Source organism: Streptomyces solincola (genome assembly GCF_002982015.1).
GTDB lineage: Bacteria > Actinomycetota > Actinomycetes > Streptomycetales > Streptomycetaceae > Streptomyces > Streptomyces solincola.
In genome coordinates this window covers 1-12,966 of the sequence record NZ_PVLV01000105.1, presented here as the reverse complement: position 1 = coordinate 12,966, position 12,966 = coordinate 1, and the positions used below count along the sequence as shown (strand labels likewise).

General features: G+C 73.9%; 11 protein-coding genes and 1 pseudogene. 4 read left to right on the top strand and 8 right to left on the bottom strand.

Annotation, left to right across the window (positions count from 1 at the left end; translation table 11 throughout):
• A partial coding sequence (locus C6N75_RS08350) for a DEAD/DEAH box helicase family protein (protein WP_146132508.1) occupies positions 1-170 on the bottom strand: 170 nt, incomplete at its 3' end.
• Between the two features lie 209 nt (positions 171-379).
• Here C6N75_RS08350 and C6N75_RS08345 point away from each other — a divergent pair.
• Complete coding sequence (locus C6N75_RS08345; RefSeq protein WP_105868221.1) at positions 380-1,228, top strand: glycoside hydrolase domain-containing protein; 849 nt, start codon at positions 380-382, stop codon at positions 1,226-1,228.
• Between the two features lie 71 nt (positions 1,229-1,299).
• Here the strand turns inward: C6N75_RS08345 and C6N75_RS08340 are convergent, their stop codons facing one another.
• From C6N75_RS08340 to C6N75_RS08330, 3 genes are all read right to left on the bottom strand, one after another.
• Complete coding sequence (locus C6N75_RS08340; protein WP_105868220.1) at positions 1,300-1,716, bottom strand: universal stress protein; 417 nt, start codon at positions 1,714-1,716, stop codon at positions 1,300-1,302.
• Between the two features lie 2 nt (positions 1,717-1,718).
• Complete coding sequence (locus tag C6N75_RS08335) at positions 1,719-3,212, bottom strand: APC family permease (RefSeq protein ID WP_105868219.1); 1,494 nt, start codon at positions 3,210-3,212, stop codon at positions 1,719-1,721.
• Between the two features lie 142 nt (positions 3,213-3,354).
• Positions 3,355-4,563, bottom strand: coding sequence for a saccharopine dehydrogenase family protein (locus C6N75_RS08330; RefSeq protein WP_105868218.1), 1,209 nt, complete (start codon positions 4,561-4,563; stop codon positions 3,355-3,357).
• A 118-nt stretch (positions 4,564-4,681) separates the two neighbouring features.
• On the opposite strand from C6N75_RS08330, the gene C6N75_RS08325 reads away from it, so the two are divergent.
• On the top strand, positions 4,682-5,404 hold the full coding sequence (locus tag C6N75_RS08325; RefSeq protein ID WP_105868217.1) for a TetR/AcrR family transcriptional regulator: 723 nt from the start codon (positions 4,682-4,684) through the stop codon (positions 5,402-5,404).
• A 271-nt stretch (positions 5,405-5,675) separates the two neighbouring features.
• Here C6N75_RS08325 and C6N75_RS08320 read toward each other — a convergent pair.
• Positions 5,676-6,215, bottom strand: a pseudogene (locus C6N75_RS08320) (TetR/AcrR family transcriptional regulator); the annotation flags it as partial.
• Positions 6,216-6,226: 11 nt separating this feature from the next.
• Complete coding sequence (locus tag C6N75_RS08315) at positions 6,227-6,802, bottom strand: sugar O-acetyltransferase (RefSeq protein WP_105868216.1); 576 nt, start codon at positions 6,800-6,802, stop codon at positions 6,227-6,229.
• Between the two features lie 168 nt (positions 6,803-6,970).
• On the opposite strand from C6N75_RS08315, the gene C6N75_RS08310 reads away from it, so the two are divergent.
• Complete coding sequence (locus tag C6N75_RS08310; protein ID WP_105868215.1) at positions 6,971-7,804, top strand: DUF4328 domain-containing protein; 834 nt, start codon at positions 6,971-6,973, stop codon at positions 7,802-7,804.
• Between the two features lie 164 nt (positions 7,805-7,968).
• Complete coding sequence (locus C6N75_RS08305; RefSeq protein WP_105868214.1) at positions 7,969-9,492, top strand: catalase; 1,524 nt, start codon at positions 7,969-7,971, stop codon at positions 9,490-9,492.
• A 79-nt stretch (positions 9,493-9,571) separates the two neighbouring features.
• Here C6N75_RS08305 and C6N75_RS08300 read toward each other — a convergent pair whose 3' ends face one another.
• Entirely contained in the window at positions 9,572-10,858 is a 1,287-nt protein-coding gene (locus tag C6N75_RS08300) for an MFS transporter (protein ID WP_105868213.1), read from the bottom strand.
• Entirely contained in the window at positions 10,855-12,603 is a 1,749-nt protein-coding gene (locus C6N75_RS08295; RefSeq protein WP_105868222.1) for a condensation domain-containing protein, read from the bottom strand. The genes C6N75_RS08300 and C6N75_RS08295 overlap by 4 nt, the downstream gene beginning before the upstream one ends.
• Positions 12,604-12,966 lie beyond the last annotated feature (363 nt).

The following is a 12,966-nucleotide window of genomic DNA, read 5'->3' as shown; positions in this document are numbered from 1 at the left end:
GGCAAGGCGGTGATGGCCGCGGCCGCGGCCATCACCGTCTTGCCCGTCCCGCACGCCGCGTGCACCTGCCCCCGCAGCCCGCCCGGCGGGATGCCGCCCGGCGGCACGTCGAGGCCCCGCATGATCGCGTCCACCGCCTCGACCTGGTGGTCCCGCAGCCTGACGCCCATCTCCCGAGGCCTCCTTCGCGCCCGCACATGCTACCGGGCGCACCCCCGGCGACCCCCGCCGGTAAGGTGGGGCCGCTCCGATCACGGAGCCTTGCAACCGCGCCGTGGCCCCTGCGCCGAGCCCGTGACCGGCCCCCGCAGCCCGCCGCCACGGCGCATCGACCGCGGCGCCGCGCCCGCGCGCCGCGATCCCGATGGGGTGGGGAAAGATGCCGAAGCACCGGCTGTCCAGAAAGGGCCGCTACATCGCGCTCGGAGCGACCGCCGCGGTCGTCGCCGCCGGCGGCGGAATCGTCGCCACGACCTCGATGGCCGCGCCCGGCAAGCCCGCGACGACGGCCTTCCCGCCGCAGAAGACCTTCACCGGCCGCGCCTTCGACACCTGCACCGCGCCCTCCCAGGCCGCCATGACGGCCTGGAAGAAGGACGGCTACTACGGCGGCGTCGCCGTCTACGTCGGCGGCAGGAACCGCGGCTGCGCGCAGCCCAACCTCACCGCCTCCTGGGTGAAGGCGGTCAACGCCCAGGGCTGGAAGCTCATCCCGCTCTACGTCGGCGCCCAGCCCTACTGCCAGAAGAGCCGCAGCCCCGAGCGGTTCACCGCGGCCACCGCCGCCTCCCTCGGCGCGGCCAACGCCAACGACGCCATCGCCAAGGCCGCCGCGCTCGGCATGCGGGCCGGCAGCCCGGTCTACCTCAACATGGAGTCGTACGACATCACCGACACCGCCTGCAACGACGCCGCCCTGACCTATGTGCGCGCCTTCAGCAGAACGCTGCGCGCCAAGTCCTACCGGGCCGGCCTCTACGGCCTCAGCACCTCCAGCGCCAAGGCCGTCGCCACCGCCAAGAACCGCACCGACCTGCCCGGAAACCTCTGGTACGCCCAGTGGAACGGCAAGGAGACCACCACCGCGGACTGGCCCTGGGACCCCAAGCTCTACACCGATCACAGCCGCGGCCACCAGTACAAGGCCAACACCAAGGAGACCCGCGGCGGCCACACCATCAACATCGACCGCAACGCCTGGGACGCCCCGGTCGCCATCATCGGCTGACCGGCGAGCCCGCCCCCGCCCGGCACCCGTCCGGCCGGGGGCGGGCGGCCCTCAGCGTGAGACGGGAGCCGTCAGCGCACCGTCGGCACGCACAGCACCGGCACCGTCGACAGGTGCAGCAGCTTGTGCGGGGTGGAGCCGAGCAGCGCGCCCCGCAGGGGGCTCTCGCCCCAGGTCCCCACCACGATGAGCCGGGCGCGGTGACGCGCGGCGGCGTCCAGCAGGGCGGCGGCCGGCTTGTCGTCGAGGATCTCCACCGTGGTGGCCACCCCCGCCGCCTCGGCCGCCTCGGTGGCGCGTCGCAGCGCCGTGCGGCCGACCTGCCGCAGCGCCTCATGGTGGCTGCGGTACTCCTCGCCCACCCCGCCGGGAGCAGCCGCGCCGTACACCAGCACCAGCGGCTCGGCGTGCGCGAGAGCGCTGTCGATGGCGACCCGCAGAGCGCGCTCGGCGCCGGCCGAATCGTCGTACCCCAGAACGATGGACATGGTCATCCTCCGTCCCGGCGCGCCGTGGCGTCCGGCGGCGCCACCCCAGGCCGCTCCGACCAGTACGCGGAGTCCAGCACCCGCTGCACGGCCATCACCAGCACCCCGGTCACGGCGATGCCGATGGCGATGACCAGCGGCGGACCCAGCCCGAACCAGGACGTCCCGCTGTAGGAGTTCTCCGGGTCGGCCATGTCGGCGACCGACTCCACCAGCAGCCAGGCCAGCAGCCCGGCGCCGACCAGCGGCCCCAGCCCGATGAAGAGGAAGCTGCGCAGGTCTCTCAGCAGGTGGCGCCGGTAGTAGACGGCGCAGGCCAGGCCGGTCAGCGCGTAGTAGAAGGCGATCAGCAGGGACAGCGCGGTCAGCGAGTCGAACAGTGCGTTCTCGCTGATCTGGTGCGCCGCCAGGTACCACGCGATGGCCACGCCCGCCACCCACCAGGTGCTGGTGTCCGGCGTACGGAAGCGCGGATGGATACGGGCCAGGCCGCCGGGCAGGGCGCGGCGGCGGGCCATCGACAGGATGGTCCGGGACGCCGGGATGATCGTGGTCTGCGTGGACGCCAGCGCCGACGTGCAGATCGCCAGCAGCACCACCCAGTCCCAGCCGCCCATGACCTGCCCGGCCAGCAGGGCGAAGACCGCCTCCTCCTCGCCGGCGTTGTCCGCCAGGAACGCCGTGCCGGCGAAGGCCACCACCGCGGTGCCGACCGACAGGTAGGTCACCAGCAGCACCACCGTCGACCAGACGCCGGCCCGGCCGGGCGCGGTCGCGGAGTCCTCCACCTCCTCGGTGAGGTTCACCGCCGACTCCCAGCCCCAGTAGATGAACACGCCCAGCAGCAGCCCGCCGGTCAGCGCCGCGCCGCCGGCGCCGAACGGATTGAGCCACTCCACCCGCGGCGTCAGCGCGCCGGTCCCCGCCGACCCCGAGGACACCCGGTACAGGGCGACCGCGGCGAACAGCAGCAGGCAGGCCACCTGGGCCAGGATGAGGACGTTCTGCAACTTGGCGGACGCCTCGGTGCCGATCACGCACACCGCCGTCATCGCCAGGATCAGCAGCACGGTCAGCCCCTGGCGCACCACCTGGTTCTCCGCCCACCCGTCCAGGCCGACGGTCAGCAGCCCGTAGGTCACCGCCACGTCCGCCAGCGAGCCGACCACCAGCACCCCGGTCATCGCCACGGCCCAGCCGCCCAGCCACCCCGCCCACGGCCCCATCGCCCGGGTCACCCAGGAGAAGGTGGTCCCGCAGTCCTGGTCGACCCGGTTGAGGTAGAAGAACGCCGACGCGATCAGCAGCATCGGCACGAACGACGCCAGCATCACGCCCGGCGCGTACACGCCCACCAGCACCACCAGCGGGCCGATCACCGCCGCGAGCGAGTAGGCCGGCGACGTCGAGTTCAGCCCGATGACCAGCGCGTCGGTGAATCCGATCGCGTCGGCCTTCAGACGGGGCGGGTCGGTGCCCGCGACTTGGTCCTTCATCGTGTGCCTCACCTGATGTGTCCCGATGTCCTTCCACGGTGCGGCCGAAGCCCGGCCACGGCGACCCGCGCGCCCTCGCGCGGCCGGCGCGTCGCCGGGGCGGCCCGCCGGTCCCCCCGGGCCGCGGACCGCCCCACCCGCCTCACTGCTCGCGCAGACCCCACGGCGAGCCGTAGGCGGTCAGCAGCTCCAGGAAGGGCCGCGGGTCGAACGCCTCGGCCCCCAGCACCCCCGCACCGCTCCACCGGCCGTCCGCCACCAGCTCCAGGGCGACGACCGGGTTGACGGCCGTCTGCCAGACCACGGCCTGCGAGCCGTACTCGGCCATCGACCACTCGTTGTCGACCACGTGGTAGAGGTACACCTCGCGCGGGGCGCCGTCCTTGACGCCCTTCACCCAGGTGCCGGCGCAGGTCTTGCCCCGCATCCGGTCGCCGAGCGTGGCCGGGTCGGGCAGGCAGGCCGCGACCACGTCCCGCGGGGAGACCTCCACGCCCCGCACGCCGACCGTCTCCGTGCGGTCCAGCCCCAGCTTGTGCAGGGTCTTCAGCGTCTCGATGAACTCCTCGCCCAGCCCGTACTTGAACGTCACCCGCCGGGCGTCCACCCAGCGCGGGATCAGCAGCACCTCCTCGTGCTCCACGTTGACGCACTCCACCGGCCCGATGCCCTCGGGGAAGTCGAACACCTCCGGCTCGCTGAACGGCGCGGTGGTGTACCAGCCGCGGTCCTTCTCCCAGACCACCGGCGGGTTCAGACACTCCTCGATGGTGGTCCAGATCGAGAACGAGGGGGCGAAGTCGTAGCCCTCGACGGTGAGGTTCGCACCGTCGCGCACCCCGATCTCCTCGATCTCGTCGAACAGCTCCTCCGCGGCGTAGCGGGCGAACACGTCGGAGAGCCCCGGCTCCACGCCGACCCCCACCAGCGCCAGCCTGCCCGCCTCCTCCCAGGCCCCGGCCCGGGCGAACTGCCCGTCCCCGAGCTTGGTCCCGCACTCCTCGTAGGGCCGTTCGGGATGCGGCGAGGACAGCGACATCGCCATGTCCAGGTAGTCGGCCCCCGCCTCCAGCGCCGCCTCGAACAGCGGCGGCACGAACCGCGGATCGGTGGCGTTCAGCAGGACGTCGCAGCGCTCCTCGCGCAGCAGCGCGGCGACCGCCGACTGGTCGGAGGCGTCGACCCGCCGCGCGGCGAACCGGCTCTCGCCCTCTCCCAGGGCCGCCACGGCGGCCTCGGCCCGCGCCAGGTCGTAGTCGCACACCACCATGGAGTCGAAGAAGGAACGGCGGGCCGCGATCCGGGTGATCGCGGTGCCCACGCCGCCCGCGCCGACGAGCAGGATCCGCATGATGACAAGCCTTTCTCTCGGGGGGTGTACGGCCATCAAAAGCGTCTCGCGAAGACAAGGTCAATCGCGTTGGCATAAGGTGGTCGCACGGCGAGGCGGAGCGAGCGGAGGAGCGGCGATGGCCAAGCGCGTGGTGCCCGAGGCGGACCGGCGGCGCCGGCGGCCGACCAAGCAGGGCGCGGTCCTCACCGAGCGGCTGATCGTGGAGACCGCCCTGCGCATGCTGCACGAGCACGGCCGGGCCGGCCTGACCGCCCGGCGCCTGGGCACCGCCCTCGGCGCGGACCCCAGCACCCTCTACCGCTACTTCCGCGGCATGGACGAGCTGACCCTGGCCATCGGCGACGAACTGATCGGGCGCGCCCTGCGGAGCTGGGAGCCGTGCGGCGACTGGCTCGCCGACCTGCGGGACGTCGGAACGCGCATCTACCGGGCCTACCTCGCCCACCCGGAGGCGGCCGTGCTCACCGCCAACCGGGTCAGCGGCCGGGCCAACGAGATCGCCGGCGACGAGGCCATCATCGGCGTGCTGCGCTCCACCGGCCTGCCCGACGCCGAGGTGGTCCGCGTCTACCAGGCCTTCGTCGACCAGGCGCTCGCCTTCGCGGCCCTGGACGCGGCGAGTCTCGCCCTGCCGCAGGCCGCGCGAGCCGACGACGAGGCGGTCTGGCGCTCCACGTACGCCAAGCTGCCCGCCGACACCCACCCGCACATCGCGGCCACCGCGCCGCTGCTGGTCGCGCGGATGAACGACAGCGCCTACCCCACCGCGCTCGACATGCTGCTGAGGAGCGCGGCCGCCGCCGTCGCAGCGGCCCGCGCGACCGCCGCCGACGACTGAACCGCCCGGCTCGCGGCGGAAGGCGCCCTGACGACCCGGTGTCAGGTCCGGGCCGCCAGGGCGGTCAGTGAACCGGCCGCCCGTCCGCCACGCCGTCACCGGTCGGCGTGCCGCCATCGGCCGGCACGCGGTCATCGGTCGCCGAGCCGCCGCTGTCCGCCACGCCGTCACCGTCCGCCGTGCCGTCACCGGTCGGTGTGCCGTCCCCGGCAGTCGCGCCGCCACCGTCCGCCGCGCCGTTCCTGCCGCCCGCCGCGCCGTTCCCGGCGGCCGTCGCCGTGATGCGCCGGATCGCCTCGACGGTCAGTGCGCGGTCGTACGGGGCGCGGGACAGCGCGCGATGCAGCGTCAGCCCCTCGATCAGCGCGTCGAGCTGACGGGCGGTGTCCGGGTCGAAGAACTCCTCCAGACGCAGTCGGCTGCGCCGCATCCACTCGTGCGTCAGCTCCCGGTACACGGGCCGGCGGGCGGCCAGCGTGTACAGCTCCTGGGTGAGGACCAGATCGCGGGCCTCCCCCTCGGACAGCGCGTGGATGAGGTCGGCGACCGCCTCGCGCGCCTGCCCGGCGTCGGCCGGGGCGGTCAGGCGGGCCTCGAAGACGCCGACGATGTGGTCGGTGAACCGGCCGAAGGCCGCCCGCAGCAGGTCGTCCATGCCGCGGAAGTGGTACGTCATCGAGCCGAGTGGGACGCCCGCGCGCGCGGCGATCCTGCGGTGCGAGACGCGGGCGATGCCCTCCTCGGCGATCAGGTCGAGCGCGGCGTCGAGGATGCGCTCGCGGCGGCGGGGGTCGGCGTGTCCGGTGGCCATGGCGACCCGCTTCAAAGGCTCCGCACCGGCCGGGCCGGGTTGCCGACCGCGACCACCCCGGCGGGGACGTCCCTGGTGACCACGGCGCCCGCGCCGATGACGGAGTCGTCGCCGATGGTGACGCCCGGCAGGACGATGGCGCCGCCGCCGATCCAGACGTTGTCGCCGATGGTGATCGGCCGGGCCGCCTCCAGCTTGTCCCGCCGCGGCCCCGGCTCCAGCGGGTGGGTGGGCGTGAGCAACTGGACGCCCGGCCCGATCTGGCAGTCCTCGCCGATGGTGATCGCCGCGACGTCCAGGGCGGTCAGGTTGTAGTTGACGAAGCTGCGCGCGCCGATGGTGATGTTGCTGCCGTAGTCGACGTACAGCGGCGGGCGCACCTGGGCCTGTGGGCCGAGCCCGCCGAGCAGCTCCACGAGGACCGACCGGGCCCCGTCCGGGTCCTCCGCGTAGGCGGACTGGTATCGGGCGGCGAGCTGCACGGCCAGCCGCTGGCGGCGCTCGATCTCCGGGTCGTCGGCGATGTAGAGGTCGCCCGCCTCCATGCGCTCCAGGTTCGTCCGCGGATCCTGTGCGAAGTAGTCCATGCGTACGATCGTACGTTCTGATCCGGAGGCTGTGACCCCCGTCGTGGCCTGGGAAATCGATGGCACCGGGCCGCCGGCGCCGGGGTAGCGTACGCGGGCGGCCGCGGTTGGTCGCGTACATGACGCCTTGGGGAGAGGCGTCGGCTCACCCAGGGGGTTCACTCGGCCATGCTCTGCTCGCACTGCAAGATCAACACCGCCGTCGCACCGGACGGCCGCTGCCCGGCCTGCGCCCCGGCGCCGGGCGTCGAGGGGCAGCCCGCACCCGCCGCGGCCCACCCGCCCGCGCCACCGGCCGTTCCCGCCGGCCCCGTGCTGCGCTCACCGGTCGGTCCGGGCCGCGCGGTGGTCGCCCTGCTGTGCGCCGGGATCGCCGTGGACCTGTTCGCGGTCTTCGCCGAGCTCCACCTCTACGCATTCCTCGACACGGCCGCGATGGACGGCACGGGCGACTGGGAGTCCGGCGCGGAACGCGCCGACCTGCTGATGGTCGCGGCCGGCGTCCTGCAGATGCTGGCGCTGACGGCGACCGCCGTACTGTTCATCGTCTGGCTGTACCGGGTGCGCCGGAACGCCGCCGTCTTCGCCCCCGACGTGCTCACCAGCGGCGCCGGGTGGGCCGTCGGCGGCTGGTTCGTGCCCGTCGCCAACCTGTGGATGCCGCGCCGGATCGTCGGCCAGAGCTGGCGGGCCAGCACCCGCGACCCCTACGGCGCGCCCGCGAAGGGCGAGGGGCACGGCATCCTGCACCTGTGGTGGGCGCTGTGGCTGGCGTCGCTGCTCATGGACCGCTTCGCGGGCAGGGCCTACGACCGGGCCGAGACCGCGCAGAAGATCATGGACGCCGCCCAGGCGCTCGCCCTCTCCGAGGCGGTCAGCGTCGCCGCCGCCGTCTGCGCGGTCCTGGTGGTCCGCCGGCTCACCGCCCTCCAGCACGCCAAGGCGCTACGCGGCCCGCAGACCCTTCCCGCCCCGCCGGCGGTCCCGCAGCCCATGGAGTGACGCCCAGAGATACGGCAGGCACGCTCCGTCGCCATCGGTGGCCAATGAGTTTGACTCTGTCCAAACTCAGTTTGATTCCGCCCGATCGGGGTCACCGATGCTGGAGGACTTCACGCGAGCCCGTACAGACAGCCGTACAGCATGGGAAAGCAGAGGACACGGCCATGACCGACGACGTTCGGAAGCCGACGACCATGGACTCCGGGGCCCCGGTGGAGAGCGACGAGCATTCGCTCACCGTCGGACCGGGCGGCCCGATCCTGCTCCAGGACGCCTACCTGATCGAGCAGATGGCGCAGTTCAACCGGGAGCGCATCCCCGAGCGCCAGCCCCACGCCAAGGGCAGCGGCGCGTTCGGCCACTTCGAGGTGACCAACGACGTCAGCGCCTACACCAAGGCCGCGCTGTTCCAGCCCGGTATCACCACCGACCTGGTGATCCGCTTCTCCACCGTCGCCGGGGAGCGCGGCAGCCCGGACACCTGGCGCGACCCGCGCGGCTTCGCGGTGAAGTTCTACACCAGCGAAGGCAACTACGACATGGTCGGCAACAACACGCCGGTCTTCTTCGTCAAGGACCCGATGAAGTTCCAGCACTTCATCCGGTCCCAGAAGCGCCGGGCCGACAACAACCTGCGCGACCACGACATGCAGTGGGACTTCTGGACCCTGTCACCGGAGTCCGCCCACCAGGTCACCTGGCTGATGGGCGACCGCGGCATCCCGCGCACCTGGCGCCACATGAACGGCTACACCTCCCACACCTACATGTGGATCAACGCCTCCGGCGAGCGGTTCTGGGTGAAGTACCACTTCAAGACCGACCAGGGCATCGAGTTCTTCACCCAGCACGAGGCCGACCAGATGGCCGCTGCGGACACCGACTACCACACCCGCGACCTGTTCGAGCACATCCGCGACGGCGACTACCCGAGCTGGACGCTGTACGTGCAGGTCATGCCGTACGAGGACGCGGCCGGCTACCGGTTCAACCCGTTCGACCTGACCAAGGTGTGGCCGCACGGCGACTACCCGCTGATCGAGGTCGGCCGGATGACCCTGGACCGCAACCCGACCGACAACCACGCCGAGATCGAGCAGGCCGCCTTCCAGCCGAACAACTTCGTGCCCGGCATCGGCCCCAGCCCCGACCGGATGCTCCTGGCGCGGCTGTTCTCCTACGCCGACGCGCACCGCTACCGCATCGGCGGCAACTACCAGCAGCTTCCCGTCAACGCGCCCGTGGTGGAGGTGAACACCTACTCCAAGGACGGGGCGATGGCGTTCCGCAAGACCACCGACCCGGTGTACGCGCCCAACTCCAAGGGCGGACCGGCCGCCGACACCGAGCGCTACGGCTCGCCGCCCTCCTGGTACGCCGACGGCGAGATCACCCGGGCCGCCTACGTCTCCCACGCCGAGGACGACGACTGGGGCCAGGCCGGCACCATGGTCCGCGAGGTCATGGACGACGAGGCGCGCGACCGGCTGGTCGACAACGTGGTGGGCCACCTGCTCAACGGCGTCACCGAACCGGTCCTGGAACGCGCCTTCCAGTACTGGTCCAACATCGACGCGAAGATCGGCGACCGGATCCGGCAGGGCGTGCAGGACAAGGCCGACGAGAAGGACCCCAAGCGCGACGAGCAGGGCAACCCGGCGCGCAGCAGCATGCAGCGCAAGGCCTGACCCGCCCGCGCCGCGGGCGAGCGCGGAGCCCCCGGCAGCCCGCCGGGGGCTCCGCCCGCTCCCGCTCCCTCTTCCCTCCTCAGCCCCCCGGCGTCGCCGCCGCGGCGGGCCCGCCACCCGGGGCGGAGCCGTCCGCCGGCCCCCGCCCCAGCCGCCGCACGGCCGGCAGGCACAGCATCGCCGCCAGCAGCACCACGGCGATGACCGAGGAGAACACCAGCACCCGGTCCGCGCCGAACGCCTCCGCCGCCGGCCCGGCCAGCGCCCGGCCCAGCGGGATCACCATGATGGAACCGGCCACGTCGTAGGCCGACACCCGGCTCAGCACGGCCAGCGGGATGTGCGTCTGGACACTGGTCGCCCACATCACCCCCCAGAAGGCGAAGCCGATCCCGCCCAGCACATGGGCGGCGGCCGTGGCGGTGAACGACCAGCCCAGCGCCGGGGCCAGCGGGTTGAGGGCGAACAGCAGCATGGCGAGCGCGCCGGCCACGATCGGCCGGCGCGGCCGCGCCCGCATCCCCAGCAGGCCGCCGACGATCGTCCCGGCCCCGTCGGCCGACGCGATCCAGCCGAAGCCGTCGCCGCCGTGCTGCTCGGTGATCAGCGCCGCGCCCAGCGGCAGCGCCGGGCCGAAGACGAACAGCCCGAACACCGACCAGACCAGAATGACGCCCCACAGCCAGCTCCGGGCCGAGAACTCCTGCCAGCCGGCGGCCAGCCGCCGCCACATCGGGGCGCTCTCCTCGTCCCGCGCGGTGGCCAGCCTCCGCAGCGGCAGCAGACCCAGCGCGCTGAGCGCGTACGCCGCCGCGATCACCGTGTACGACCCGGCCACGTCCCCGTAGGCCACCAGCACACCGGCCAGCCCCGGACCGAGCAGCGCGCACATCGCCTCCGACACGCGCAGCAGCGCGTTCGCCCGCTGGATGTCCCGCGCCACCCGCGGCACCATGCTCGCCAGCCCCGGCTGGAACAGCGCGGTCGCCGCCCCGCTCAGCGCCATCAGCGCCATGATCTGCCACAGCCGCGCCTCGGCGAAGGCCAGCAGCCCCGCCATCACCAGCATGGCGACCATCCGCACCAGGTCCGCGGCGACCATGGTCACCTGCGGGGTGAACCGGTCGGCCAGCACCCCGCCGAGAAGGACCAGCAGCACGATCGGGGTCATCCACGCGGCCAGCGCGTACCCCACCCCGGCCGCCCCGTGGCCGGCGCCGAGCACGGCCGCGGTCAGCGACACCATCAGCATGCCGTCCGCCAGCAGCGAGGCGCTGCGCGCGGTGAAGAACAGCCGGAACGGCCCCGAACGCCACGGGCTCGGCGGGGGAGCGGACGGCACGGCCTTCGCCTGGTCAGTGGTCATGTCGCATCGGCCGCCCGGCGGCCGCTCCCTTCGGTCAGGACGGGCAGCCGGCGCCACGCGCCGGCCTCGCCGGCCTCGGCCGGCGGGCGCTCGACGAACACGTACCGGTGCGGAGCCAGCACCCCGCAGCGCTGCGGCAGCAGCTCCATCAGCGCCTGGTGCGCCCCCTCGGGCGTCGGCGCCGGGCCGCCGCCGCCCGCGACGTACGCGGTGAGAACCGCCTCCGCCGAGGCACCCTCGACGGCCACGTGCACCGGCGACCCGCCCAGCGCCTCGCCCAGGGCGGCGGCGACGGCGGCCGGCGAGACCCAGCAGCGGTCCACCCGCACCCAGTCCCCGCCGCGCACCGCGGAAGCCACCCCGGTGACCTCGGTGAGGGCGGCGAGCGGCACGTCACCGGCCGCGGCGGCCTCCAGCAGGCGCACCAGACCGGTGAGGAAACCCTCCACCTCGCCCCGGTCGAACAGCGCCGGATCCGCCCACAGCGCGAGATCCAGCACCGGACCGGTCGCGTACACGAAGGTCAGCACCCGGGTCGGCAGCTCCTGCTCCGGGCCCCAGCGCAACTCCAGCTCCGGCTCGTCCGCGACCGGGCGGCCACCGCCCTCCGGACGGGTCGCCAGCACGCTGCTGACGTCGTTGAACACCACATCGCGCGCGAACTGGCCACCCCGCTCGCGGGTGGTCCGCCCGATCATGTCCCACAGCCGCACCGCGTCGAACCGGCTGTGCCGGTAGGCGTCCAGCGCCGCCCCCCAGGCCTTGCGCAGCACCGCGTCCACGGTGGGCCCGCGCACGTCCAGCATGAGCAGCGCGTCCTGCGCGAGGGTGCTCACCGAGCGGGCCAGGCCCGCCCGGTTGCGGTTGGCGGTGGGTGCCGCGGCGACCAGCACCTCCTGCCCGGCCCGGTGCGCCACCAGCACACTCCACGCGGTCAGCAGGACGGTCGCCGCGGGGCTGCCGGTGCGCGCCGCCGCCGCGGCCAGCGCCCGCCCGGCCCGCGCCGAGCGCAGCGTGAGTCGCGCGGCGACGCACTCGCCCGGACGCACCCGCGGCTCGGCGAACACCGCCTGCGGCCCGGTGCGCAGCACCCGCTCCCAGTAGCGCAGGGACGCCTCGCTCCGCAGCCTCCCGGCCGGGGAGGACTCCTCCACCGCCAGGTCGACCGGGGTCAGCGCCCGCGACGCCGGCAGTTCGCCGCAGGTCAGCAGGGTGTGCCACTCCTCGTGCAGGACCACCAGCGCGCTGCCGTCCACCGCCGCGTGACTGGCCGCCACCGCGAGGAACGCCGGCACGCCGTCGAGCGCCAGCAGCACCAGCCGCAGCGGGAAGTCCCGCTCCAGCAGGAAACGCCCCGAGCGGGCCCCCCGGGCCACTGCCTCGGCGTGGCGCGCCGGCTCGTCGGGGAAGGCGCCGTGGTGGTCGCGGACGGCGAAGGCGAACGACCCCTGCGCCGCGACCTCCTGCACCACCGGCGGCCCGCCGGCGGCGGCCACCGGGAAGGTGGTGCGCAGCGCCTCGTGCCGCTCCACCAGCACCCGCAGCGCGTCCCCCACGGCCTCGACCGTCGCCCCCGGCGGCACCGGCCACACGTCGTGGATGTTGATCTGCACCGGATCGTCGCGCAGGATGCAGCGGATCATGTTGGCCTGGCCCATGGTGACCGGGCCCCGCCGCCGCACCCCGCCGCCGTACACGACCTCGACGATCCGCTCCCCGGGCGGTTCCTGTTCCCGGGGCAGCATCTGCCCGACGGCCGGAGCCTGCTCCCCGGCCGCGGCCTGCGGCCCGGCCAGCACCTGGCTGTCGGCCGGAGTCTGCCGGTCGGCCGGGGCCGGCCCGTCGGCCGGAGCCTGCTCACCGGCCGGTTCCTGTTCCCCGGTCAGCATCTGCCCGTTAGTCGGGGGTTGCCCGTGGGGCGGACTCTGTCCGTCGTTCGGGGCCTGCCCGCCGGCCGGAGTCTGCGCCCCGTTCGGGGCCTGCCCACCGGCCAGGGCTCGCTCACCGGCCGGGGCCCGCTCGCCGGCCAGGACCTGCTCCTCGGCCGCCCGGCTGCCGCCCGTCATCGCCCGCCCACCCGCTCCCCGTTACCGCCGCGCGGCCCGATG

Bases quoted from the DNA above. Each gene is read 5' to 3' on its own strand.
- C6N75_RS08315 (WP_105868216.1), bottom strand. From the start codon at position 6,802: ATGGACTACTTCGCACAGGATCCGCGGACGAACCTGGAGCGCATGGAG.
- C6N75_RS08310 (WP_105868215.1), top strand. From the start codon at position 6,971: ATGCTCTGCTCGCACTGCAAGATCAACACCGCCGTCGCACCGGACGGC.
- C6N75_RS08330 (WP_105868218.1), bottom strand. From the start codon at position 4,563: ATGCGGATCCTGCTCGTCGGCGCGGGCGGCGTGGGCACCGCGATCACC.
- C6N75_RS08295 (WP_105868222.1), bottom strand. From the start codon at position 12,603: ATGCTGCCCCGGGAACAGGAACCGCCCGGGGAGCGGATCGTCGAGGTC.
- C6N75_RS08300 (WP_105868213.1), bottom strand. From the start codon at position 10,858: ATGACCACTGACCAGGCGAAGGCCGTGCCGTCCGCTCCCCCGCCGAGC.
- C6N75_RS08340 (WP_105868220.1), bottom strand. From the start codon at position 1,716: ATGTCCATCGTTCTGGGGTACGACGATTCGGCCGGCGCCGAGCGCGCT.
- C6N75_RS08335 (WP_105868219.1), bottom strand. From the start codon at position 3,212: ATGAAGGACCAAGTCGCGGGCACCGACCCGCCCCGTCTGAAGGCCGAC.
- C6N75_RS08345 (WP_105868221.1), top strand. From the start codon at position 380: ATGCCGAAGCACCGGCTGTCCAGAAAGGGCCGCTACATCGCGCTCGGA.
- C6N75_RS08325 (WP_105868217.1), top strand. From the start codon at position 4,682: ATGGCCAAGCGCGTGGTGCCCGAGGCGGACCGGCGGCGCCGGCGGCCG.
- C6N75_RS08305 (WP_105868214.1), top strand. From the start codon at position 7,969: ATGACCGACGACGTTCGGAAGCCGACGACCATGGACTCCGGGGCCCCG.